This window comes from Enterobacter cloacae complex sp. SHL018 (assembly GCF_049237905.1).
Classification (GTDB): Bacteria; Pseudomonadota; Gammaproteobacteria; order Enterobacterales; family Enterobacteriaceae; genus Enterobacter; species Enterobacter hormaechei_C.
Genome location: NZ_JBMKJE010000002.1, coordinates 214812 through 238212, shown reverse-complemented (window position 1 = coordinate 238212; position 23401 = coordinate 214812). Strand labels below are relative to the sequence as shown.

17 protein-coding genes and 3 tRNA genes are annotated in these 23401 nt (G+C 55.9%); 14 read left to right on the top strand and 6 right to left on the bottom strand.

The genetic code is table 11. The annotated features are described in order from the left end of the window. Positions 1-6: 6 nt before the first annotated feature. The 9 genes from thyA to recD all read left to right on the top strand — a co-directional run bounded on the left by thyA (position 7) and on the right by recD (position 14469). Positions 7-801 (top strand): thymidylate synthase, encoded by a 795-nt coding sequence (thyA, locus tag ACOTY5_RS10915; RefSeq protein ID WP_015571751.1) that lies wholly within the window; start codon positions 7-9, stop codon positions 799-801. Between the two features lie 184 nt (positions 802-985). Continuing rightward, entirely contained in the window at positions 986-1450 is a 465-nt protein-coding gene (locus ACOTY5_RS10910; protein ID WP_045141969.1) for a prepilin peptidase-dependent protein, read from the top strand. Beyond that, complete coding sequence (locus tag ACOTY5_RS10905; protein ID WP_047636573.1) at positions 1441-2001, top strand: prepilin peptidase-dependent protein; 561 nt, start codon at positions 1441-1443, stop codon at positions 1999-2001. Before ACOTY5_RS10910 ends, ACOTY5_RS10905 begins: the two co-directional genes overlap by 10 nt. Beyond that, the gene (locus ACOTY5_RS10900; protein ID WP_045141971.1) at positions 1998-2396 is read left to right on the top strand and encodes a DUF2509 family protein; all 399 of its coding nucleotides are present in this window, start codon (positions 1998-2000) and stop codon (positions 2394-2396) included. Before ACOTY5_RS10905 ends, ACOTY5_RS10900 begins: the two co-directional genes overlap by 4 nt. Continuing rightward, positions 2381-2704, top strand: a complete 324-nt coding sequence (locus tag ACOTY5_RS10895) for a prepilin-type N-terminal cleavage/methylation domain-containing protein (protein WP_003862776.1) — start codon at positions 2381-2383, stop codon at positions 2702-2704. The genes ACOTY5_RS10900 and ACOTY5_RS10895 overlap by 16 nt, the downstream gene beginning before the upstream one ends. A 12-nt stretch (positions 2705-2716) precedes the next feature. Further along, positions 2717-6091: an exodeoxyribonuclease V subunit gamma gene (recC, locus tag ACOTY5_RS10890; protein ID WP_421631917.1), complete on the top strand. Its 3375-nt coding sequence runs from the start codon at positions 2717-2719 to the stop codon at positions 6089-6091. Positions 6092-6230: 139 nt separating this feature from the next. Further along, entirely contained in the window at positions 6231-9113 is a 2883-nt protein-coding gene (gene ptrA, locus ACOTY5_RS10885; protein WP_045141972.1) for a pitrilysin, read from the top strand. Beyond that, positions 9110-12652, top strand: coding sequence for an exodeoxyribonuclease V subunit beta (gene recB / locus ACOTY5_RS10880; protein WP_045141973.1), 3543 nt, complete (start codon positions 9110-9112; stop codon positions 12650-12652). The genes ptrA and recB overlap by 4 nt, the downstream gene beginning before the upstream one ends. Beyond that, a complete protein-coding gene (recD, locus tag ACOTY5_RS10875; RefSeq protein WP_045141974.1) occupies positions 12649-14469 on the top strand; it encodes an exodeoxyribonuclease V subunit alpha in 1821 nt (606 codons plus the stop codon). Before recB ends, recD begins: the two co-directional genes overlap by 4 nt. 33 nt (positions 14470-14502) lie before the next feature. On the opposite strand, the gene argA is transcribed toward recD, so the two are convergent. Then, entirely contained in the window at positions 14503-15834 is a 1332-nt protein-coding gene (gene argA / locus ACOTY5_RS10870; protein WP_015571744.1) for an amino-acid N-acetyltransferase, read from the bottom strand. Between the two features lie 227 nt (positions 15835-16061). Between argA and amiC the strand changes: the two genes are divergently transcribed. After that, a complete protein-coding gene (amiC, locus tag ACOTY5_RS10865; RefSeq protein WP_017382840.1) occupies positions 16062-17315 on the top strand; it encodes an N-acetylmuramoyl-L-alanine amidase AmiC in 1254 nt (417 codons plus the stop codon). Between the two features lie 89 nt (positions 17316-17404). On the opposite strand, the gene ACOTY5_RS10860 is transcribed toward amiC, so the two are convergent. The 3 genes from ACOTY5_RS10860 to ACOTY5_RS10850 form a co-directional block, all read right to left on the bottom strand. Next, a tRNA-Met gene (locus tag ACOTY5_RS10860) sits at positions 17405-17481 on the bottom strand. Between the two features lie 44 nt (positions 17482-17525). Next, positions 17526-17602, bottom strand: a tRNA-Met gene (locus ACOTY5_RS10855). Between the two features lie 171 nt (positions 17603-17773). Further along, positions 17774-17850: transfer RNA gene (locus tag ACOTY5_RS10850), tRNA-Met, on the bottom strand. A 208-nt stretch (positions 17851-18058) separates the two neighbouring features. Here ACOTY5_RS10850 and mltA point away from each other — a divergent pair. Together mltA and tcdA are read left to right on the top strand one after the other, a co-directional pair. Beyond that, on the top strand, positions 18059-19156 hold the full coding sequence (gene mltA / locus ACOTY5_RS10845; RefSeq protein ID WP_015571742.1) for a murein transglycosylase A: 1098 nt from the start codon (positions 18059-18061) through the stop codon (positions 19154-19156). A 75-nt stretch (positions 19157-19231) separates the two neighbouring features. Continuing rightward, entirely contained in the window at positions 19232-20038 is an 807-nt protein-coding gene (gene tcdA, locus ACOTY5_RS10840) for a tRNA cyclic N6-threonylcarbamoyladenosine(37) synthase TcdA (protein WP_045141975.1), read from the top strand. On the opposite strand, the gene csdE is transcribed toward tcdA, so the two are convergent. Both csdE and csdA read right to left on the bottom strand, forming a co-directional pair. Continuing rightward, a complete protein-coding gene (csdE, locus tag ACOTY5_RS10835; protein ID WP_015571740.1) occupies positions 20029-20475 on the bottom strand; it encodes a cysteine desulfurase sulfur acceptor subunit CsdE in 447 nt (148 codons plus the stop codon). The two genes, tcdA and csdE, sit on opposite strands and share 10 nt — an antisense overlap. Continuing rightward, the gene (gene csdA, locus ACOTY5_RS10830; protein ID WP_015571739.1) at positions 20475-21680 is read right to left on the bottom strand and encodes a cysteine desulfurase CsdA; all 1206 of its coding nucleotides are present in this window, start codon (positions 21678-21680) and stop codon (positions 20475-20477) included. Before csdA ends, csdE begins: the two co-directional genes overlap by 1 nt. A gap of 191 nt (positions 21681-21871) precedes the next feature. Between csdA and ACOTY5_RS10825 the strand changes: the two genes are divergently transcribed. Both ACOTY5_RS10825 and gcvA read left to right on the top strand, forming a co-directional pair. Next, positions 21872-22099: a YgdI/YgdR family lipoprotein gene (locus ACOTY5_RS10825; protein ID WP_015571738.1), complete on the top strand. Its 228-nt coding sequence runs from the start codon at positions 21872-21874 to the stop codon at positions 22097-22099. Positions 22100-22449: 350 nt separating this feature from the next. Further along, positions 22450-23367 (top strand): glycine cleavage system transcriptional regulator GcvA, encoded by a 918-nt coding sequence (gene gcvA, locus ACOTY5_RS10820; protein WP_003862758.1) that lies wholly within the window; start codon positions 22450-22452, stop codon positions 23365-23367. Positions 23368-23401: the final 34 nt, after the last annotated feature.

Sequence of the window (23401 nt, the reverse complement as noted above, 5' to 3'; positions counted from 1 at the left end):
GGAATCATGAAACAGTATCTTGAATTGATGAAAAAAGTGCTCGACGAGGGCACGCCGAAAAACGACCGTACCGGCACCGGTACGCTCTCCATTTTTGGCCACCAGATGCGCTTCAATCTGCAAGAAGGCTTTCCTCTGGTGACAACGAAGCGCTGCCATCTGCGCTCGATCATTCATGAACTGCTCTGGTTCCTGCAAGGCGATACCAACGTTGCTTATCTACATGAAAACAATGTCTCCATCTGGGACGAATGGGCAGATGAGAACGGCGACCTGGGGCCGGTCTACGGCAAGCAATGGCGTGCGTGGCCTACCCCGGACGGCCGCCATATTGACCAGATCACGACCGTCATGAACCAGCTGAAAAATGATCCGGACTCGCGCCGTATCATTGTTTCTGCCTGGAACGTGGGTGAACTGGATAAAATGGCGCTGGCGCCTTGCCACGCGTTTTTCCAGTTCTACGTGGCGGACGGCAAGCTCTCCTGCCAGCTCTATCAACGCTCATGCGACGTGTTCCTCGGCCTGCCGTTTAACATCGCCAGCTACGCGCTATTGGTGCACATGATGGCGCAGCAGTGCGATCTTGAAGTGGGCGATTTTGTCTGGACGGGCGGTGATACCCACCTCTACAGCAATCATATGGAACAGACGCACCTCCAACTGACCCGCGAACCGCGTGCATTGCCGAAGCTGGTGATCAAACGTAAACCGGAGTCGATCTTCGATTACCGTTTTGATGATTTCGAGATTGAGGGTTACGACCCGCATCCCGGCATTAAAGCTCCTGTCGCCATCTGATACGGCAAATCCTGACACAACCGGTGCTCTTTAGCGCCGGTTTTTTTTCACGCCCGTTTTGTTTTTCGAGCCTGTTTCCAGAGATGATGCAACGCGTTGCAACGGGTGAAAATCTCCGGAAAGCGGCTCGTAAAGTTCTGGTTTGACGCTCGTACCGTTTCTGCTATTCCGCCACACTCCCGCCATGAAAAACGAACAAGGCTTTACGCTTATCGAAACCCTTATCGCCGTTTCGCTGGCAGTGATCCTCAGCGCCACAGGGCTCTATGGCTGGGACAGTTGGCGGCAGCGGCAGCGGCTTTGGCAAACTGCCTGCCAGGTGCGGGATTACCTGGTGTTTTTGCGCAATGACGCCAACCGTCACAACAGCGAGCACAGGATCGCGCTGTATAACGACGGTGAAAAGAACTGTCTGGCCAGTTCAGCGGTGACCGGTTGTGACAGCGGCGGACCGTTCGTGATGAAGCCGATGTGGCCCGAGGTCACGATAAGCGACATAACCCCTGCGCTGGGATTTTACGGTTTAAGGGATACCGCATGGGCCGGACATATCCGCGTGCAGAGCCGCGCTGGTGGGTGGTGGATTATTGTCTCAAATGGCGGACGTATCAGGCTGTGTAATGCCGCAGGAGAAGGTGCATGCCAGTAAATCGAAAAGGGTTTTCCCTGCTGGAAGTGCTTATTGCGATGACGATAAGCAGCATTCTGTTACTCAGCACGTCACGTTTTTTACCGGGGCTACAGCGGGGTGTTTTAGTGCAATCCGGACAGCAGGAGCTGGAGGATGAGGTCTGGCAACGTCTGTTCGCGATCGGTAAACAGTTTCAGAGGGCAGGATACTGTGCAGGGCATTGCCAGGGGCAGGGAATGATCATCGGCAGGCAAGGACGATGTGCGATTGTGCAATGGGATGCGAACAGCAACGGCCAGTGGGATAGCACCGCGTCAGAAAACGACAGTACGGGATTCCGGCTTGAGTCCGGATCGCTTGAAACGCTGCGGGGCGCCACATCCTGTGACGGTAAGGGATGGGATAAGCTCACCGACCCGGATCGGGTCCTGATAGAGCAATTTATGGTCACTAAAACCGATCGACCTGGCTTTGCGCCGGTCATCAGTATCGAGCTGCGTGCCCGCCGTAAAGGTGAACTGACCGCACCCTTTTCGGCTCGCCATACCGTAACAGGGTTTAATCTGTGAATCGTCAGCGGGGCATGTCATCGCTGGCGCTGGTCCTGCTGTTGCTGGTGCTCGGCACGCTGATCCTCACCGGATTAAATCAGCAGCTGCAAACCTTTAGCACGCTGGTAAGTGGCGAGAGTTTGTCTGTTCGCCAGCAGGCTGCCGTGCAATCTGCACTGGAGTGGGGGCGCGTTCAGAAATGGGCTTTACAGCCAGAGGTTCAGTGCAAACAGACACAACGTTTGCGGGTCTGTGTAAGGCTGTTTGGGGCGCGTGTGTTGCTTATTGCCGGCAATGACGATCTGTTGCTATGGCGAGGCGGGGACATCGCGGAAGGGCAGATACGCTTTTCCGCCCACGGCTGGAGTGATTTCTGCCCCCTTAAGGAAAGTACGCTATGTCAGTTACCCTGAGCAGACAAAAAGGATTTAGCATGGTTGAGGTTTTGCTGGCAATGATGTTGCTGGTTGTGGTTGTGACGGCGTTATCCGGCTATCATCGCGCGCTGGCAGCCCGGTATGCGGCGCTTAGCCAGTATCGTCAGCTATGGCATCATGCGTGGAATCAGTCGCAGATCTCAACATTAACGCTCCCGCCGGGCTGGCAGGTCAGTCGGGGGCAGACAACACAGTCCGGATGTGTCAGCATCACGGTCACACTTATTTCTCCTATGGGGCGGCAGGGCGCGTTGACGCGTCTGCATTGCCCGGTTAGCCGCTAGTCGGGAGCGTTTATGCTAAGGGTTTACCACTCAAATCGTCTGGATGTGCTGGAAGCACTGATGGAGTATATCGTTGAGCAAGAGCGTCTTGACGATCCGTTTGAGCCAGAAATGGTGCTGGTGCAGAGCACCGGTATGGCGCAGTGGCTGCAAATGTCCCTTTCACAGAAATTTGGCATTGCGGCGAACATCGATTTTCCGCTGCCCGCGAGCTTTATCTGGGAGATGTTTGTTCGCGTCCTGCCGGATATCCCTGAGCAGAGCGCCTTCAACAAACAAAGCATGGCCTGGAAACTGATGACGCTGCTGCCGGACATGCTGGCGCATGATGAGTTTGCCATGCTGCGGCACTATCTGAATGACGACACCGACAAGCGTAAACTTTTCCAGCTGGCCTCACGTACTGCCGACCTTTATGACCAGTATCTGGTTTACCGTGCAGACTGGCTGATTCGCTGGGAAGCGGGAGAATTAGTCGATGGGTTACCGGAAGCGCAAATCTGGCAGGCGCCGCTCTGGAAAGCGCTGGTCGAGCATACCGGGAAACTCGGTCAGCCTAAGTGGCACCGTGCTAACCTGTACGATCGCTTTATCTCAATACTTGAGAACAGCGCAGAACGGCCAGCCCGTTTGCCGTCACGCGTGTTCATTTGCGGTATCTCCGCGCTGCCGCCTGTCTACCTGAACGCGCTAAAAGCGCTCGGTAAGCACACTGATATCCATATCCTCTTTACCAACCCGTGTCGACACTATTGGGGGGATATTCAGGATCCGCGCTGGCTTTCACGGCTGGTCACCCGCCAGAGAAAGCGCCTCTTTGAAGAGCGCGCCGTGCCGCTGTTTAAAGACAGTGAAAACGCGGCGCAGCTTTTTGATGAAGAAGGGATTCAGAACCTGCCGAACCCGCTGCTTGCCTCGTGGGGCAAGCTCGGACGCGACTATATTTATCTGCTTTCAGATATCACCTCTTCGGGAGAAGGGGATGTGGATGCGTTTGCGGATATTACGCCGGACAGCCTGCTGCACAATATTCAGCTTGATATTCTGGATTTAGAAAACCGTGCCGTTGCCGGGATCACTGCCGAAGAGTTTGCGCGAAGCGATAAGAAGCGAAAACTGGATCCTGACGATCGCAGTATCGCGATCCACGTTTGCCACAGCCCACAGCGTGAAGTTGAAATTCTTCATGACCGCCTGCTGGCCATGTTGCAGGACGACCCAACCCTGACGCCGCGCGATATCGTGGTGATGGTGGCGGATATCGACAGCTACAGCCCGTTTATTCAGGCGGTATTTGGCAGCGCAACGGGCGACCGCTATCTGCCCTACGCCATCTCTGACCGTCGCGCTCGTCAGTCACACCCGGCGCTACAGGCCTTTATCAGCCTGCTTTCGCTGCCTGATAGCCGGTTTATCTCTGAGGATGTGCTGGCACTGCTGGATGTGCCAGTTCTGGCCGCACGTTTCAACATTAACGAAGAGGGGTTGCGCTATCTGCGCCAGTGGGTCAACGAATCCGGTGTCCGCTGGGGTATCGACGATGATAACGTCCAGGAGTTCGAACTGCCTGCGACCGGCCAGCATACCTGGCAGTTTGGCCTGACGCGCATGCTGCTGGGGTATGCGATGGAGAGCATCCACGGCGAATGGAATGACGTGCTGCCGTACGATGAGTCCAGTGGGTTAATCGCGGAACTGGTTGGTCACTTAGCCTCGCTGCTTATGCAGCTCAACCGCTGGCGCCGTGCGTTGATGCAGCCCCGCCCGCTCGAAGAGTGGCTGCCGATTTGCCGCGAAATGCTGAATGATTTCTTCCTGCCGGACAGCGAAACTGAAGCGGCCATGGCGCTTATCGAGAAGCAGTGGCAGGCCATCGTTGATGAGGGGGTTAATTCGCACTATCACGAGGCGGTTCCTCTTTCGCTTCTGCGTGATGAGCTGACGCAACGTCTCGATCAGGAGCGCATCAGCCAGCGCTTCCTTGCGGGGCCGGTGAATATTTGTACCCTGATGCCAATGCGTTCAATCCCGTTCAAAGTAGTCTGTCTGCTTGGCATGAACGACGGTATTTATCCGCGTGCGCTTCCACCTCTGGGTTTTGATCTCATGAGCGCACAACCGAAGCGGGGCGACCGCAGCCGCCGCGATGATGACCGTTATCTCTTTCTTGAGGCGCTGATGTCTGCGCAAAGCAGGCTGTATATCAGCTATATCGGTCGTTCAATTCAGGACAACAGCGAGCGTTTCCCGTCTGTGCTGGTGCAGGAGCTGGTGGATTACATCGGACAGAGCCACTATCTGCCGGGGGATGAAGCCTGCAACTGCGACGAAAGCGAACGTCGGGTGATAGCGCATATCACCTGTCACCATAGCCGTATGCCGTTTGATCCTGTCAATTACGTTCCTGATGAACTGCAAAGCTACGCCCGCGAGTGGCTTCCCGCCGCGAAGAAAGCGGGGACGCCGCAAACCGATTTTATTCAGACGCTCGAACCGCGCGTCATAGATACCCTCTCGTTTGAGCAGCTACAGCGTTTTTGGGCGCACCCGGTCCGGGCTTTTTTCCAGCAACGCTTGCAGGTGAATTTCCGCTCTGAAGAGAGCGAAATCCCCGATGCGGAACCGTTTATTCTTGATGGGCTGGAGCGTTTTAAACTTAATTCCCAGCTTCTGAATGCGCTGGTTGACGAAGAAGACGCCAGTAAACTGTTCCGACGTTACAGGGCGTCGGGATTACTTCCGTATGGTGCATTCGGCGAAATCGTCTGGGATGCCCAGTGCAAGGAGATGCGAGCGCTTGCTGACCGCGTTATCGCGTGTCGGCAGCCGGCGAGCAGCATTGAAATCGATCTCGATTGTAACGGTATGCACCTCAGCGGCTGGCTCACGCACGTGCAGTCTGACGGGCTGCTGCGCTGGCGGCCATCCATGCTCAGCGTTTCACATGGCCTGCAACTCTGGCTCGAACATCTTGTCTACAGTGCGAGTGGTCACGAAGGTGAAAGCCGGTTGTTTGTACGTAAGGACGGCGAATGGCGTTTCCCGCCGATGGAGCCTGAGCAGGCGTTGACGTATCTGTCGCTTTATATTGAAGGTTACCGTCAGGGCATGAACAAACCTCTGCTTTTGCTGCCTGAAAGTGGGGGGGCGTGGATAAAAGCCTGTTACGACGCGCAGAATGATGCCATGTTAACGGATGAGGCTTCGCTCCAGAAAGCGCGCAGCAAGTTTTTGCAGGCCTACGAAGGGAACATGATGGTACGTGGCGAAGGTGACGATGTCTGGTATCAACGTTTATGGCGAACGCTGGAGCCAGAATATTTCGACATTATCACCCAGGAGGCGCAACGCTACCTGTTACCGTTGTTCAAATTTAATCAGTCCTGAGTGCTGTATAAAAATTGCGCAGTATGAGGTGTTCATTTATGATGCACCTCTTATCACGGACTGATGTACCCAAAGAAAGAGATGCTGGCGTGTCCAGCACGCACGTTGTTAATGATGTAGCCGTGATAAAGAGGTCGTAATGCCAGGCAGCACCTTGTTCAAAGCGTTTGTTTTGTTTGTCGCCCTTTGGGCTCCCGTCACTCAGGCCGATTCCGGTTGGCAACCAGTCAAGGAAACAATCCGTAAGAGCGATAAGGACACCCGTGAGTATCAGGCGATTCGTCTTGATAACGGGATGACCGTGCTGCTGGTTTCCGATCCTCAGGCGGTGAAATCGCTCTCCGCGCTGGTAGTGCCGGTGGGTTCGCTGGAAGATCCTGACGCCCATCCTGGACTGGCGCACTACCTTGAGCACATGACGCTGATGGGCTCTAAAAAATACCCACAGCCTGACAGCCTGTCCGAATTTCTGAAAATGCATGGCGGCAGCCACAACGCCAGTACCGCGCCGTATCGCACCGCGTTTTACCTGGAAGTGGAAAATGATGCGCTTGATGGGGCGGTGGACCGTCTGGCGGATGCCATCGCCGCACCGCTGCTGGATAAAAAATACGCTGACCGTGAACGTAATGCCGTGAACGCCGAACTGACGATGGCGCGCACGCGAGACGGTATGCGCATGGCGCAGGTTAGCGCTGAAACCATCAATCCGGCGCACCCGGGTTCGCGCTTCTCAGGCGGCAACCTTGAAACACTGAGCGACAAGCCCGGTAGCCCGGTGCTCGATGCGCTGCATGCGTTTCGTGAAAAATACTATTCCGCCAATCTGATGAAAGCGGTTATCTACAGCAATAAACCGTTGCCGACGCTGGCAAACATGGCCGCGCAGACCTACGGCAGGGTGCCAAATAAAAATATCGATCTGCCGCAGATTAACGTGCCGGTTGTCACGGACGCGCAAAAAGGCATTGTTATTCACTATGTGCCGGCCTTGCCGCGCAAGGTGTTACGCGTTGAATTCCGTATTGATAACAACACGGCGCAGTTCCGCAGCAAAACCGACGAGCTGGTGACGTATCTTATCGGCAACCGCAGCCCGGGTACGCTCTCCGACTGGCTGCAAAAGCAGGGGCTGGTGGAAGGTATTCGCGCTGACTCCGATCCCGTTGTAAATGGGAATAGCGGCGTGCTGGCCATCTCCGCGACGCTGACCGATAAAGGGCTGGCTCACCGGGACGACGTCGTTGCGGCCATTTTCAGTTACCTCTCTCTGCTGCGCGATAAAGGCGTCGATAAACGCTACTTTGACGAGCTGGCGCACGTGCTGGATCTCGATTTCCGCTATCCCTCTATCACGCGTGATATGGACTACGTTGAGTGGCTGGCAGATACCATGATCCGCGTGCCGGTGGAACATACGCTGGATGCGGTAAATATTGCCGACCAGTATGACGCCGGAGCGCTCAAAGCGCGTCTGGCGATGATGACTCCGCAGAATGCCCGCGTCTGGTATATCAGCCCGAACGAACCGCATAACAAAATGGCCTACTTCGTTGATGCCCCGTATCAGGTTGAAAAAATCAGCGAACAGACCTTCGCGGGCTGGCAGAAAAAGGCGGGGGAAATTGCGCTGACGTTACCGGAACTTAACCCCTACATCCCGGACGATTTCTCGCTGATCAAACCCGCAAAGGCGTATCCGCACCCGGAGCTGATTGTTGATGAGCCGACGCTGCGCGTGGTCTACACCCCAAGCCGCTATTTCGCCGACGAGCCAAAAGCGGATGTTAGCGTGGTGCTGCGTAACCCCAAAGCAATGGACAGCGCCAGAAACCAGGTGCTGTTTGCGCTTAACGATTATCTGGCCGGTATTGCTCTCGATCAGCTCAGCAACCAGGCTGCCGTTGGTGGTATCAGTTTCTCCACCAATGCCAATAACGGCCTGATGGTGAATGCCAACGGCTATACCCAGCGTTTGCCGCAGCTGTTCCAGGCGCTGCTGGACGGTTATTTCAGCTATACGCCTACGGAAGAACAGCTCGAGCAGGCTAAGTCCTGGTATGCCCAGATGATGGATTCTGCCGAGAAGGGTAAAGCCTACGATCAGGCGATTATGCCAGCACAGATGCTGTCGCAAATTCCGTACTTCCAGCGCGAAGATCGCCGCGCTTTATTGCCCTCAGTCACCTTAAAAGAGGTGCTGGCTTACCGTGATGCGCTGAAAACCAATACCCGTCCGGAGTTCCTGGTTGTAGGGAATATGAGCGAAGATCAGGCTAAAACGCTGGCGCAAAACGTCCGTGCGCAACTGGGTTCAAAAGGCGATGAGTGGTGCCGTAATCAGGATGTGCTGGTAGAGAAAAAGCAGAACGTGATCTTCGAAAAAGCGGGAAGCAGCACGGATTCCGCGCTGGCCGCGGTGTTTGTCCCTGTCGGTTATGACGAATTTACCAGCTCTGCCCAGAGTGCGGTTCTCGGTCAAATTATTCAGCCGTGGTTTTACAACCAGCTGCGCACCGAAGAGCAACTGGGCTATGCGGTATTCGCTTTCTCTATGAATGTGGGCCGTCAGTGGGGGCTGGGCTTCCTTCTGCAAAGCAGCGACAAGCAACCCGCTTACCTGTGGCAGCGTTATCAGGCGTTCTTCCCGCAGGCGGAAGCAAAACTGCGCGCCATGAAGCCGGAAGAGTTTGCCCAGATCCAGCAGGCGGTTATCGCCCAGGTGATGCAGCCGCCGCAGACGCTGGGTGAAGAGGCCTCGCAGCTGAGCAAAGATTTTGATCGCGGTAATATGAAATTTGATTCGCGTGATAAAATAGTGGCCGAAATAAAACAGCTGACGCCACAAAAGGTTGCCGATTTCTTCCATCAGGCGGTAGTAAAACCGCAGGGTATGGCCATCCTGTCTCAGGTTTCTGGCAGCCAGAACGGGAAAACGGACTACGTAAAATCAAAAGAGTGGACCGTCTGGAAGAGCGTCAGCGCGCTGCAACAAACTATGCCCTGGAGTAAGAAAGAATGACCCATACCGCTGAGCCGCTTGATCCCCTAAGTTTACCTCTACAGGGTGAGCGACTGATTGAAGCCTCAGCGGGAACGGGAAAAACCTATACCATCGCCGCGCTCTATCTGCGTCTGCTGTTGGGGCTCGGCGGCAACGCCGCTTTTTCGCGCCCGTTAAGCGTGGAAGAGCTGCTGGTGGTAACCTTCACCGAAGCGGCCACTGCCGAGCTGCGTGGCCGTATTCGCAGCAACATTCATGAGCTGCGCATCGCCTGTTTGCGTCAGACAACGGATAACCCCCTCTACGCGAGCCTGCTGGACGAGATTGCGGATAAGCAACAGGCTGCGCACTGGCTGCTGCTGGCCGAGCGGCAAATGGATGAAGCGTCCGTCTTCACCATTCACGGTTTTTGTCAGCGCATGTTAAGCCTGAATGCGTTTGAATCCGGCATGCTCTTTGAGCAGCAGCTTATTGAAGATGAATCCGAGCTTCGCTATCAGGCCTGTGCGGATTTCTGGCGTCGTCACTGTTATCCATTGCAGCGCGACATTGCCGAAGCGGTTCACGCCCTGTGGAAAGGTCCGGAAGAGCTTCTTCGCGCCATCGACCGTTACCTGCAAGGCGAAGCGCCGGTCATTAAATCTCCGCCGCCTGCCGATGAAACGCTGGCCTCGCGCCATGAAAAGATCGTCGCCAAAATTGCGGCGCTTAAGCAGAAGTGGAATGAGTCGGTTGGTGAAATTGATGCAATCATCGAAAACTCAGGCATCGACAGACGCAAGTTCAACCGTGGGAACCAGGGGAAGTGGATCGAAAAGATCAGCGCCTGGGCCCAGGAGGAGACGCGGGGCTACCAGCTTCCGGACGCACTGGAAAAATTTTCGCAGCGCTTTTTGACTGAGCGAACCAAAGCCGACGGCATTGTGCCTGAGCATCCCCTGTTTGTGGCGATTGATGCGCTGCTTGCGGAGCCATTAACGCTCAATGACCTGATGATCACCCGCGCCATGACGGAGATCCGCCAGGCCGTCGCGCGCGAAAAACGTCGCCGGGGAGAGCTGGGGTTTGATGACATGCTGAGCCGCCTGGACGAGGCGCTATCCAGCGAGAATGGGGAAGCGCTCGCCAGCGCGATCCGTACCCGTTTTCCGGTGGCGATGATTGACGAATTTCAGGACACTGACCCTCAGCAGTACCGCATTTTTCGCCGCATCTGGCGACAGCAGCCCGACACTGCTCTGTTGTTGATTGGCGACCCTAAACAGGCGATTTACGCCTTCCGTGGGGCAGATATCTTCACCTATATGAAAGCCCGTAGTGAGGTTGTCGCGCATTACACGTTAGACACTAACTGGCGTTCCGCGCCGGGGATGGTTGAGAGCGTCAATGCGCTGTTCAGCCGTATGGAGACGGCGTTCATGTTCAATGAAATCCCTTTCCTGCCGGTGAAATCCGCCCCAAAAAACGCATCCCTGCGCTTCGAAGTCAGTAGCGCGGTGCAACCCGCCATGACCTTCTGGCTGCTGGAAGGGGAAGGCTATGGGGTTGCCGACTATCAGGCGGCGATGGCCCAGCACTGCGCCGCGCAAATCCGTGACTGGCTGAGCGCAGGCGCGCGCGGCGAGGCGCTGCTTTGGCAGGGGGAACAGGCAAATCCTGTTAAAGCCTCTGATATTACCGTGCTGGTGCGCAGTCGTCAGGAAGCGGCGCTAATCCGCGATGCGCTAACGCTGCTGGATATTCCGTCAGTGTATCTCTCTAACCGCGACAGCGTGTTCGACACGCTGGAAGCCCAGGAAATGCTCTGGCTGCTTCAGGCGGTGCTGGCCCCGGAGCGCGAAAATACGCTTCGAAGCGCGCTGGCCAGCTCTATGCTGGGGTTGAACGCGCGCGATATAGATGAGCTCAACCATGACGAAAACGCATGGGATGCGGTGGTGGAAGAGTTTGTCCATTACCGTGAACGCTGGCAAAAACGCGGCGTCATGGCGATGCTGCGCGAATTGATGACGCGGCGCCAGATTGCCGAAAATATGCTGGCGTCATCGGGCGGTGAAAGGCGTCTTACCGATATTTTACACATCAGCGAACTGTTGCAGGAAGCCGGCACCCAGCTTGAAAGTGAACATGCCCTCGTGCGCTGGCTGGCGCAGCAAATCGCGGATCCAAACAGTAACGCCGCAAGCCAGCAGATGCGTCTTGAGAGCGATAAGCATCTGGTGCAAATCGTCACCATTCACAAATCGAAAGGTCTCGAGTATCCGCTGGTCTGGCTGCCCTTTATCGCCAACTACCGCGTTCAGGATCAGGCCTATTATCATGACCGCGAGACTTTCGATGCGGTGCTCGATCTCAGCAAGGCGGAAACCAGCGTTGAGCTGGCGGAAGCGGAGCGTCTGGCGGAGGATTTGCGCCTGCTTTACGTGGCGCTGACCCGTTCTGTCTGGCATTGCAGCCTGGGCGTCGCGCCGGTTTTCCGCCGTCGCGGGGAGAAAACAGGGGAGAGCGATTTCCATTTAAGCGCCTTAGGGCGGCTTGTTCAGCGTGGTGAGCCGAAAGATGCGGCGGGGTTGCGCCTCTGTATTGAGTCGCTTTGCGGAGACGATATCGCCCTGCATATCCCCTCTCTGCCAGACAACAGCCGCTGGGAAATGGCGCAAGAGCCCGCGACCGATCTTAACGCGCGCCAGATCACACGGGTGCTTGCCGACGACTGGCGCGTCACCAGCTATTCTGGCCTGCAACAGCACGGGCAAAGTATTGCGCAGGATCTCATGCCGAAGCTGGACGTGGATGCCGCAGGGGTGGGCGATGTTCCGGTTGAACCGACGTTAACTCCACATCAGTTCCCACGCGGCGCGTCGCCGGGCACCTTTTTGCACAGCCTCTTTGAAGAGCTTGATTTCACCCAGCCTGTCAGTGAGGAGTGGGTGCTGAAGATGTTGCAGAGCGGAGGCTATGACGCGCACTGGCAGCCCGTTCTCACTGACTGGATCAACGCCATTTTGCAGGCGCCGCTGACGACGCAGGGCTTCTCTCTTCGCCAGTTAACGGCCAAAAATAAGCAGGTTGAGATGGAGTTTTATCTGCCCGTCGCAGGCCCGCTTAAGGCCGACGCGCTCGATGCGCTTATCCGTCAGTACGATCCGCTGTCAGCCGGTTGCCCGCCGCTGAACTTCCGTCAGGTGCAGGGCATGCTGAAAGGGTTTATCGACCTGGTCTTCCGTCACGAAGGACGGTACTACCTGCTGGATTACAAATCGAACTGGCTGGGCGAGAACAGCGAAGCCTATACCCAGCAGGCGATGGCGGCAGCCATGCAAATGCATCGCTACGATCTGCAATATCAGCTCTATACCCTGGCGCTGCACCGCTATTTGCGCCACCGTATTGCGGATTATCGCTACGACGATCATTTTGGCGGTGTCATCTATCTGTTCCTGCGCGGGGTTGATGCTGCCGATCCGCGCTCCGGGATCTTCAGCACTCGTCCGGATGCGGAATTGATTAATAAAATGGATAACCTGTTTGCAGCAAACACGGAGGAGATGGCATGACGATGCAGGACTTATTGCTGGATGCGGTAGAGCAACGCGTGCTGCGTCAGCTGGACGTGCAGTTTGCCATGATGATTGCCGCTGACCAGCCCGCCGTGATGCTTGCCGCTGCCCTGTTGAGTAAAGATGCCGGAGAGGGGCATGTGTGTCTGCCGCTCTCGCGTCTGGTGGCTGACGAGAAAATGCCGCCTGTCCTCCAGTCCTGCTTTGCGCTGCTGGGAGATAAGGTGGACTGGCAGAAAATCTTGCGTGAATCGTCAGCCGTCGGGCCGGGAGACAACCAGGCACCGCTGATCCTGACGGGGGAGCGCTTATACCTGAACCGCCTGTGGCGAAACGAACTGACGGTAGCGCGTTTCTTTAGTGAGACCAATGCGCCGCTTCCCTGCGACGAAGCACAGCTTCGCCAGACGCTGGACAGGCTGTTTGACTCCGGTGAGGCCACAGACTGGCAGAAAGTGGCGGCAGCCGTCGCCCTGACGCGGCGGATCTCGGTGATATCCGGCGGCCCGGGAACCGGGAAAACAACGACCGTCGCAAAGCTGCTGGCAGCCCTGATACAGCTTTCAGGCGAGCAGCGATGCCGTATTCGTCTGGCGGCGCCCACCGGGAAGGCCGCGGCGCGTCTGACCGAATCACTGGGCGGTGCGATGCAACGGCTGCCGCTCACCCAGGAGCAGCTTGCGCTTTTCCCGGGTGAAGCAAGTACTCTGCACCGTCTGCTCGGCGCGCAGCCGGGTAGCCAGCGGCTGCGCTACCATGCGGGCAATCCGCTGCATCTGGACGTGCTGGTGGTGGATGAAGCCTCCATGATCGACCTGACCATGATGTCGCGCCTGATCGATGCGCTACCACCCCATGCGCGCGTGGTTTTCCTGGGCGATCGCGATCAGCTCGCCTCTGTAGAAGCCGGGGCGGTGCTGGGAGATATCTGTACCTACGCCAGTTACGGTTATACCGCCGCGCGGGCGCAGGAGCTCGCCCGTCTGACCGGTTGCTCGCTTGAACCCGATCACACGCCGATCGCGGGCGCACTGCGTGACAGCCTGTGCCTGCTGCAAAAAAGCTACCGTTTCGGTAGCGACTCCGGCATCGGCCAGCTGGCTGCGGCGGTCAACCGTGGCGACAGGCACGCCACGCGCACGGTGTTTGACGGTACCTTCACTGACATTGAAAAGAAATCGCTGCAAAGCGGGGAAGAGTATCAGGCTATGCTTGAGGAGGCTCTCCAGGGATACCAGCATTTTCTGAGCTGCGTGCAGCAGCGCAGTCAGCCCGGGCAGGTCATCGCCGCATTTGGCGAATACCAGCTTCTGTGCGCATTACGGGAAGGGCCGTTTGGCGTCGCGGGCCTGAACGACAGGCTGGAGCAGCTGCTGGTGCAGAAACGCAAAATTAACCGTCAGCTGCATTCGCGATGGTATGAGGGCCGACCAGTGATGATCTCCCGCAACGACAGTGCGCTGGGGCTGTTCAACGGGGATATCGGCATTGCGCTCGATCGCGGTAACGGTCTGCGCGTCTGGTTCCAGCTACCGGACGGTAGCGTGAAGTCCGTCCAGCCCAGCCGCCTGCCAGAGCATGAAACGGCATGGGCGATGACGGTACATAAATCTCAGGGCTCCGAGTTCAACCATGCGGCGCTGATCCTGCCGACACAGCTGTCGCCGGTTGTGACCCGCGAGCTGGTCTACACCGCCATTACCCGTGCGCGCCAGCGTCTTTCACTGTATGCGGATGAGCGCGTGTTGAGTCAGGCGATTGCCACTCGTACCGAGCGCAGAAGCGGATTAAGCGCGATATTTGAATCTGTCTGAGTGAACGCCCTCTCCAGCAGGAGAGGGTGACTGTTATCCCAGGTCCGCCATTAACACCTTCGAGCGGCGCTGGTAGTTGTACATCTCTTTCTTACTTTCCGGCAGGGAATCAATATCCACCGGCGTGAAGCCGCGCTCCTGGAACCAGTGAATGCTGCGCGTGGTAAGCACGAACAGCTTGCTCAGACCCATCTGGCGCGCCTGTGCCGCCACGCGTTCAAGCAGCAGCTCCCCCCGTGAGGAGCTTCGGTAATCAGGATGCACGGCGACGCACGCCATTTCACCAATCTGCTCTTCCGGGAACGGATAAAGTGCCGCACAGGCAATGGTCAGGTTATCCCGCTGAATGATGGTGAACTTGTCGATCTCCATCTCCAGCTGCTCGCGGGATCGGCGAACCAGAATGCCCTGTTGTTCCAGCGGACGGATCAGCTCCAGAATGCCGCCGATATCGTTGATGGTGGCACGGCGGATCTGCTCGGCGCTCTCCATGACGATCTGCGTACCGATCCCGTCACGGGAGAACAGCTCCTGCAACAGCGCGCCGTCTTCCTGATAGCTGATCAGGTGGCTGCGGCGCACCCCGCTACGGCACGCTTTAACGGCGCCGCGCAGAAAACGCACGGTACCGGAATAGTAATCGCCTTCTGCTTCCAGCGCTTCGACGCGCGCCTGGGCTTCATTCGGAAAAAGTTCTGGCACAATCACGCCCTCATCGTTCACGACACCCTGTGAGGAGCAAAAGCCGATCATTTTTTCCGCTTTCAGCTTGATGGCCAGCTGGGTGGCAATCTCTTCTGAGGTCAGATTAAAACTTTCACCCGTTACGGAGACGGCAACAGGGCCCATCAGAACGATCGCGCCATTGTCTAACTGGCGGTGAATGGCTTCTTCATCAATACGGCGGATGCGGCCGCTGTGGCAGTAATCCACGCCATCGTCCACGCCGAGCGGCTGAGCGATGATAAAGTTGCCGCTCACCACGTTGATGTGCGCGCCCTGCAACGGCGTATTATTCAGGCTCATCGACAGGCGGGCGGTGATATCGAGCTGCAACAGACCCGCCGCCTGTTTGACCAGCTCGAGGGTTTTCGCATCCGTCACGCGCGTGTGTTTGTGGTAGATCGGCTCATGGTGATGGGCGGCCAGGTTGGCTTCAATTTGCGGACGTGCGCCATACACCACCACCAGACGGATGCCGAGGCTGTGCAGCAGGCCGATATCATTGACGATGCTGGAAAAGTTTTCATGCTCAATGGCTTCGCCGCCAAGCATGATGACAAACGTTTTTCCCCGATGGGTGTTGATATAGGGAACAGAATGGCGGAATCCCTGGACCAGTTCGGTTCTGCGTTCCTTAACCATGACACAACCCTTAGTGAATGTTTATTCGTAATTTCTGTATTTTTATTCGATTGTGACCGCGTGTGCAAGCCTAAATTTTCTGCGACCCACAGAAAATAATAAGTAATCCGTGCGTTAACGTATGATTGTTTACCCTTTTATAGATGACAGTTTATGCGTCATTCGTTAAAGTTTTCGGTCAATTTGGGCGTTTTGTTCATCAATCAGATTTCTTGCTCGGGAGAAGCATGTCGGGATCCAATTCAGCAATAAGCCGCCGCCGCCTGTTAAAAGGGGCCGGGGCGATGTGGTTGCTTAGCGTCAGCCAGGTGGGTCTTGCCGCCACAAGCCAGGTAGTCGCGGTGCGCGTCTGGCCGTCGTCGACCTATACGCGCGTGACGGTCGAGTCCAATCGCGTGCTGAAATACAAGCAATTTGCCCTCAGCAATCCTGAACGTGTGGTGGTTGATCTCGAAGGTGTAAACCTCAACTCCGTGCTTAAAGGCATGGCAGCTCAGATCCGTGGCGACGATCCGTTTATCAAATCGGCGCGCGTCGGGCAGTTCGATCCGCAAACCGTGCGCATGGTGTTTGAGCTGAAGCAGAACGTGAAACCTCAGCTCTTTGCCCTTGCGCCTGTAGCCGCCTTTAAGGAGCGTCTGGTGATGGATCTCTATCCGGCGAATGCGACGGATATCCAGGATCCGCTTCTGGCATTACTTGAGGATTACAACAAAGGCGATCTCGACAGCCAGGTTCCGCCAGCGCAAAGTGGCCCACAGCCGGGCAAGGCGGGGCGCGATCGCCCGATTGTGATCATGCTCGATCCTGGCCACGGCGGAGAAGATTCCGGCGCCGTCGGGAAATATCGCACCCGCGAAAAAGATGTGGTGCTGCAAATTGCCCGTCGTCTGAAGGCGTTGATCGACAAAGAGGGCAATATGCGCGCCTACATGACGCGCAACGAAGATGTCTTTATCCCGCTGAAGGTCCGCGTGGCAAAAGCGCAAAAGCAGCGCGCGGATCTGTTTGTCTCTATTCACGCGGATGCCTTCACCAGCCGCCAGCCGAGCGGATCTTCAGTGTTTGCCCTGTCAACGAAAGGGGCGACCAGTACCGCCGCGAGATACCTGGCGGACACGCAGAACGCCTCGGATTTAATTGGTGGCGTGAGCAAAAGTGGCGACCGTTACGTCGACCATACGATGTTTGATATGGTGCAGTCGCTGACCATTACCGACAGCCTGAAGTTTGGTAAAGCGGTGCTGGGCAAGCTGGGCCGGGTCAACAAGCTGCACAAAAACAGCGTCGAGCAGGCCGGATTTGCGGTACTGAAAGCGCCGGATATTCCGTCCATTCTGGTCGAAACCGCGTTTATCAGTAACGTGGAAGAGGAACGTAAGCTCAAGACGGCTAAATTCCAGCAGGAAGTGGCGGAGTCGATTCTGGCGGGGATCCGGGCCTACTTCTCAGACGGGGAAACGCTGGCGCGGCGGGGGTAGGGCATTAAGCCGGGTATCATGCCCGGCATTTTCACAAACGCCAGATACAAAAAAACACCCTTCAGGGTGTTTATTGTTTTAAGAAGTGTTGGTTGCGGGGGCCGGATTTGAACCGACGACCTTCGGGTTATGAGCCCGACGAGCTACCAGGCTGCTCCACCCCGCGTCCGTCTTTCTACACTTGTAGAAACTTACTTCTTCAAATTTGATTGGTTGCGGGGGCCGGATTTGAACCGACGACCTTCGGGTTATGAGCCCGACGAGCTACCAGGCTGCTCCACCCCGCGTCCGTCTTTTTGCTTCGTATTTCAAACCACATCTGCGTTGACTTTCCTCGTTCACCTCAGTCACTTACTGGAGTAAGTTCCTAAGGATTCACTGCGTCGTCGCCTTGCTGTGATTCGAACTACTTCGCAAAAACTTCTACTGTCGTAGAAGATACTTCATCAAATTTTAATTGGTTGCGGGGGCCGGATTTGAACCGACGACCTTCGGGTTATGAGCCCGACGAGCTACCAGGCTGCTCCACCCCGCGTCCGTGGAAGCGCACTATACTCGGATAGGTTTGTGATGCAACCCCTTTTTCACATAATTCATTATTTTGTATGCAAAATGAACGGTAAAAGCCACTTTGGACTATTTTTTGTGCAGAATTTGCCAAAGGGAAGGCGATTGCATTTCATTAACACGGTGGGTTTGTTATCTTCATCTCGCGGAATTGGGCAACTAAAAGACGAGATATAATGAAAGGACGTTGGGCGAAGTATCTGATGACAGGCGCAATGGTGGCGATTCTTGCGGCTTGCTCTTCCAAACCGACCGATCGCGGTCAACAGTATAAAGACGGGAAGTTATCCCAGCCTTTCTCTTTAGTTAACCAGCCAGACGCCGTGGGCGCTCCGATCAATGCCGGAGACTTCTCCGAGCAGGTCTACCAGATCCGCACTGCTTCTCCGCGTTTATACGGTTCGCAGAACAACGTCTATAGCGCCGTGCAGGACTGGCTGCGTGCAGGCGGTGATACCCGCAATATGCGCCAGTTTGGTATCGATGCCTGGCAGATGGAGGGGGCGGATAACTACGGTAACGTCCAGTTTACCGGTTACTACACCCCGGTTGTCCAGGCGCGACACACACGCCAGGGCGAGTTCCAGTATCCCATTTACCGTATGCCGCCGAAACGCGGTCGTCTGCCGTCCCGCGCCGAGATCTACGCTGGCGCGCTGAGCGAAAATTACGTGCTGGCCTACAGCAACTCCCTGATGGACAACTTCATTATGGACGTGCAGGGCAGCGGCTATATTGATTTTGGCGACGGCTCGCCGCTGAACTTCTTTAGCTACGCCGGGAAAAATGGCCATGCCTATCGCAGCATCGGTAAGGTGCTCATCGACCGTGGCGAAGTGAAACGAGAAGATATGTCGATGCAGGCGATCCGCGAGTGGGGCGAAAAACACAGCGAAGCGGAAGTGCGTGAGCTGCTTGAGCAGAACCCATCGTTTGTCTTCTTCAAACCGCAGAACTTTGCGCCGGTGAAAGGGGCGAGCGCCGTCCCGCTGATTGGCCGCGCTTCTGTGGCATCGGATCGTTCGATTATCCCGGCAGGTACTACGCTGCTGGCGGAAGTTCCACTCCTCGACAACAACGGCAAATTCAATGGCAAGTATGAATTACGCCTGATGGTGGCGCTGGACGTGGGTGGGGCGATCAAAGGCCAGCACTTCGACATTTATCAGGGCATCGGCCCGGATGCCGGCCATCGTGCAGGCTGGTATAACCACTACGGACGCGTGTGGGTGCTGAAGGCAGCGCCGGGTACCGGAAACGTATTCAGCGGCTGATTGTGGTATTCTGAGGGCAAGACGGATTACGGTTCAGGGTGAGGAATACCTCACCCTTTTTACATCTGAGGTTTTATGTCTGTGGTAATCAGCGATGCCTGGCGCCAGCGTTTCGGCGGCACGGCACGGTTATATGGTGAAAAAGCCCTGCAACTGTTCGCGGATGCGCATGTCTGCGTGGTGGGCATTGGTGGTGTGGGTTCGTGGGCGGCAGAAGCGCTGGCGAGAACCGGCATTGGCGCAATTACGTTGATTGATATGGATGACGTCTGCGTCACTAACACTAACCGTCAGATCCACGCCCTGCGTGATAACGTCGGTCTGGCGAAGCCCGAGGTGATGGCGGAGCGTATTCGTCTCATCAACCCGGAGTGTAGTGTGACGGTGATCGACGACTTTGTGACGGCAGATAACGTCGCGGAGTACATGAGCAAAGGCTACAGCTATGTGATTGATGCCATCGACAGCGTGCGGCCAAAAGCGGCGCTGATCGCTTACTGTCGTCGTTACAAGGTGCCGCTGGTGACAACGGGCGGCGCGGGTGGACAAATTGATCCGACGCAGATCCAGGTGGCGGATCTGGCGAAGACCATTCAGGATCCGCTGGCCGCTAAGCTACGCGAGCGCTTAAAAAGCGACTTCAACGTGGTGAAAAATAGCAAAGGCAAGCTGGGCGTGGACTGTGTGTTCTCGACAGAAGCGCTGGTTTATCCGCAGGCGGATGGTTCGGTCTGTGCAATGAAAAGCACGGCGGAAGGGCCAAAGCGGATGGATTGTGCCTCAGGGTTTGGAGCGGCCACCATGGTGACCGCCTCCTTCGGCTTTGTGGCGGTCTCTCACGCCCTGAAGAAGATGATGGCGAAGGCGGAACGTCAGGCCTGAGCCTGATGGGCGGCATCCAGTACCGCGTCGTTTAGCGCAATCAGTCCCTGACCGCGCGAGGCGCTAAGCTGCGCGCGAAGTCCCAGCTCATCAAACAGCGCCAGCGGAGAATGCGCCAGCAGCTCTGCGGCGCTTTTCCCTTCGATTGCGGTCAACAGCACCGCCAGCAGACCGCGAACAATGCGTCCCTCGCTGTCGCCGAAGAAATGCAGTTTCTCTCCGGATACGCTAAACCCAAGCCAGACGCGGTTCTCGCAGCCTGCGATCTCCTTCGCCTGTGATTTCAGCTCGTCTGACAGCGTGGGCAACTGTTTACCCAGCAGGATCAGCTGACGATATTTATCTTCCCACTGCGTGAGCGGGACGAAGGTCTGTTTTAACGTCTCTTCAGTAATAACGGTGCCGAACGGGTGCCCGGCTAAAGCTGAACTTGTCATTAATCCACCAGTAATTCCAGGGCGCGGTCGACGGCGGAAACCAGCGCATCGACGTCGCTTTTTGTATTGTACGGTGCAAACGAGGCGCGCAGGGTACCGCTCACGCCAATGGCCGCCAGCAGCGGCTGGGCGCAGTGCTGTCCGGCACGCAGGGCAATGCCGTATCCGGCAAGCAACGTCACCATGTCGCTATGGTGCACGCCCGCGAAATCAAAGGCGAGCAGGCTGGAGTCCTGGACGCGGAACGAGCGAAAACCCGGACGTTTTTTCAGTTCTTCTTCCGCCAGCGTCGCCAGACCCCGGCTCCAGCTTTCAGCCTGAACCACGTCCGTTTCTGCCAACCATTCGAGCGCTGCGCTCAGACCGATAACCCCGGCCACGTTTGGGGTACCGGCTTCCAGGCGGTAGGGTACATCCTGCGTTTTAAAACCGTCGAAGGTGACTTCGGTAATCATCTTGCCGCCGCCGAGCCACGGCGTCATCCGGGCCAGCAGTTCAGCTTTGCCGTACAGCGCGCCGATACCGGTTGGCCCGTACAATTTGTGTCCTGAGAAGGCATAGAAGTCGATATCCAGCGCCTGAACGTCAGCCGGAAAATGCACCACACCCTGCGCACCGTCGACCATCACCACCACGCCGCTGGCATGGGCAATCTCAATGGCACGCGCCAGATCCGGGCAGCCGCCGGTGACGTTGGACATCTGCCCCAGCGCCAGAATACGGCTGCGCGGCGTAATCAGCTCAGGCAGACGCGCCACGTCAGGCAGGAAGTCCGCACCCAACGGGAGCTTTACAACCTGTGCCCCGGTTTGTTCGGCCACCATCAGCCAGGGTACCAGGTTGGCGTGGTGTTCCGCCTCGCTGACGATGATCTCATCCCCGGGCTGCAACAGCGGACGCGCGTAACATTGCGCCACCATGTTAATGGCCTCGGTGGTGCCCCGCGTCCAGACGATGTTCTTACCGCTGTCAGCATTGATCAGGCGCGCGACCTGATCCCGTGCGGCTTCGTATTGCGCCGTTAAGCGCTGCGCGTCGGCATACTGGCTGCGGTGCACGTTCCCGGCGCTCAGGCTGTAAAACTGGCGGGTTGCCTCAATCACCGCCTGCGGTTTAAGGGCCGTGGCGGCGCTATCAAGATAAATGCCGGCATCGGCCAGCGCAGGAAACTGTGCGCGAAACTGCGCAGGACTGAAAGCGTTCATGGAATTCCTCATATCGATTCTACGATCGTCGCGCAAATTCATCGGCAGGGCAAGGAAGTTGATATCTATCAGATTTGTCTGCTTATCCTGGCGAGTCTGAAAAAGCAGGTTATGCTAAATAGTGTTAGGCGGATGTTTTAGCCTGTTATAAATCGAGGTTTGAATAGCATTAATTGCTAAAGGAGATAATCATGAAAAAGACAGCTGCAATCATTTCTGCCTGTGCGTTGACCTTTGCCCTGAGCGCCTGTTCTGGTAATAACTACGTAATGCATACCAACGATGGTCGATCTATCGTCTCTGAAGGGAAACCGACAACCGATAATGATACCGGGATGATTTCATACAAAGATGCTAACGGGAACAAACAGCAGATCAACCGCAGTGACGTGAAAGAGATGAAGGAAATCGAGCATTAACAGTTAGATAAGCGAAAAAAAAGCACCGCAAGTTGGCGGTGCTACATTAATCACTATGGACAGACAGGGTAAATGTACAGGAAGTGAAAAATTGGTAGCGTTGCTACCGTGGTCTGAATCGCAGACCAATTGCAAACACAACAACACAACATCACAACCGTAAGCCAAAAGCCCTTCAGAACACGCATTCCAAAAAAAGCTTTTCGTTCCGGCTCAGGAAGTGCCGCCACTATAGGTATTTGCTGGTAGTTCCTCAACGGACAAATTATAATGGCTCAGATAAAAAAAACTAATAGGTTAAACGTTGTTTCCTATATGTTAAATCTCGTTAACATCTAAGCCAGATAACCATGTCCAAGCGATTGCCACCCCTAAATGCATTACGTGTTTTTGATGCAGCAGCACGCCACCTCAGCTTCACCCGCGCAGCCGATGAGCTTTTTGTGACACAGGCCGCAGTAAGTCATCAAATCAAGTCTCTGGAGGATTTTCTGGGGCTTAAGCTGTTCCGTCGACGCAACCGTTCGTTGCTGTTGACCGAAGAGGGGCAGAGCTATTTTCAGGATATTAAAGAGATTTTTTCCCAGCTGACGGAAGCCACGCGCAAACTTCAGGCCCGGAGCGCAAAAGGCGCCCTGACTGTGAGTTTATTGCCCAGTTTTGCCATTCAGTGGCTGGTGCCGCGACTCTCAAGCTTTAACTCAACTTATCCGGGAATCGATGTCCGAATCCAGGCGGTGGACCGTCAGGAAGACAAGCTGGCAGATGATGTGGACGTGGCGATTTTTTACGGTCGCGGTAACTGGCCGGGCTTGCGTGTGGAAAAATTATACGCAGAATATCTGTTGCCGGTCTGTTCACCGCTGCTGCTGACGGGGGATAAAGCGCTCAAAACGCCCGCCGATCTGGCGCAACATACGCTTTTGCACGATGCTTCGCGTCGCGACTGGCAAACTTATACCCGCCAGTTAGGTCTTAATCATATAAACGTGCAGCAGGGTCCCATTTTTAGCCACAGCGCGATGGTGCTACAGGCTGCTATTCACGGGCAGGGCGTGGCGTTGGCAAACAACGTTATGGCGCAGTCCGAAATTGAGGCAGGCCGTCTGGTTTGCCCATTTAACGATGTACTGGTCAGCAAGAATGCATTTTATCTGGTTTGTCATGACAGTCAGGCAGAACTGGGTAAAATAGCCGCTTTCCGGCAGTGGATACTGGCGAAAGCGGCAAGCGAGCAAGAAAAATTCCGCTTCAGGTATGAACAATAACGTTTGTGTGCCGGGCACGCATCAATTCAGGACT

Bases quoted from the DNA above. Each gene is read 5' to 3' on its own strand.
- thyA (WP_015571751.1), top strand. From the start codon at position 7: ATGAAACAGTATCTTGAATTGATGAAAAAAGTGCTCGACGAGGGCACG.
- ACOTY5_RS10910 (WP_045141969.1), top strand. From the start codon at position 986: ATGAAAAACGAACAAGGCTTTACGCTTATCGAAACCCTTATCGCCGTT.
- ACOTY5_RS10905 (WP_047636573.1), top strand. From the start codon at position 1,441: ATGCCAGTAAATCGAAAAGGGTTTTCCCTGCTGGAAGTGCTTATTGCG.
- ACOTY5_RS10895 (WP_003862776.1), top strand. From the start codon at position 2,381: ATGTCAGTTACCCTGAGCAGACAAAAAGGATTTAGCATGGTTGAGGTT.
- recC (WP_421631917.1), top strand. From the start codon at position 2,717: ATGCTAAGGGTTTACCACTCAAATCGTCTGGATGTGCTGGAAGCACTG.
- ptrA (WP_045141972.1), top strand. From the start codon at position 6,231: ATGCCAGGCAGCACCTTGTTCAAAGCGTTTGTTTTGTTTGTCGCCCTT.
- recB (WP_045141973.1), top strand. From the start codon at position 9,110: ATGACCCATACCGCTGAGCCGCTTGATCCCCTAAGTTTACCTCTACAG.
- recD (WP_045141974.1), top strand. From the start codon at position 12,649: ATGACGATGCAGGACTTATTGCTGGATGCGGTAGAGCAACGCGTGCTG.
- argA (WP_015571744.1), bottom strand. From the start codon at position 15,834: ATGGTTAAGGAACGCAGAACCGAACTGGTCCAGGGATTCCGCCATTCT.
- amiC (WP_017382840.1), top strand. From the start codon at position 16,062: ATGTCGGGATCCAATTCAGCAATAAGCCGCCGCCGCCTGTTAAAAGGG.
- mltA (WP_015571742.1), top strand. From the start codon at position 18,059: ATGAAAGGACGTTGGGCGAAGTATCTGATGACAGGCGCAATGGTGGCG.
- tcdA (WP_045141975.1), top strand. From the start codon at position 19,232: ATGTCTGTGGTAATCAGCGATGCCTGGCGCCAGCGTTTCGGCGGCACG.
- csdE (WP_015571740.1), bottom strand. From the start codon at position 20,475: ATGACAAGTTCAGCTTTAGCCGGGCACCCGTTCGGCACCGTTATTACT.
- csdA (WP_015571739.1), bottom strand. From the start codon at position 21,680: ATGAACGCTTTCAGTCCTGCGCAGTTTCGCGCACAGTTTCCTGCGCTG.
- ACOTY5_RS10825 (WP_015571738.1), top strand. From the start codon at position 21,872: ATGAAAAAGACAGCTGCAATCATTTCTGCCTGTGCGTTGACCTTTGCC.
- gcvA (WP_003862758.1), top strand. From the start codon at position 22,450: ATGTCCAAGCGATTGCCACCCCTAAATGCATTACGTGTTTTTGATGCA.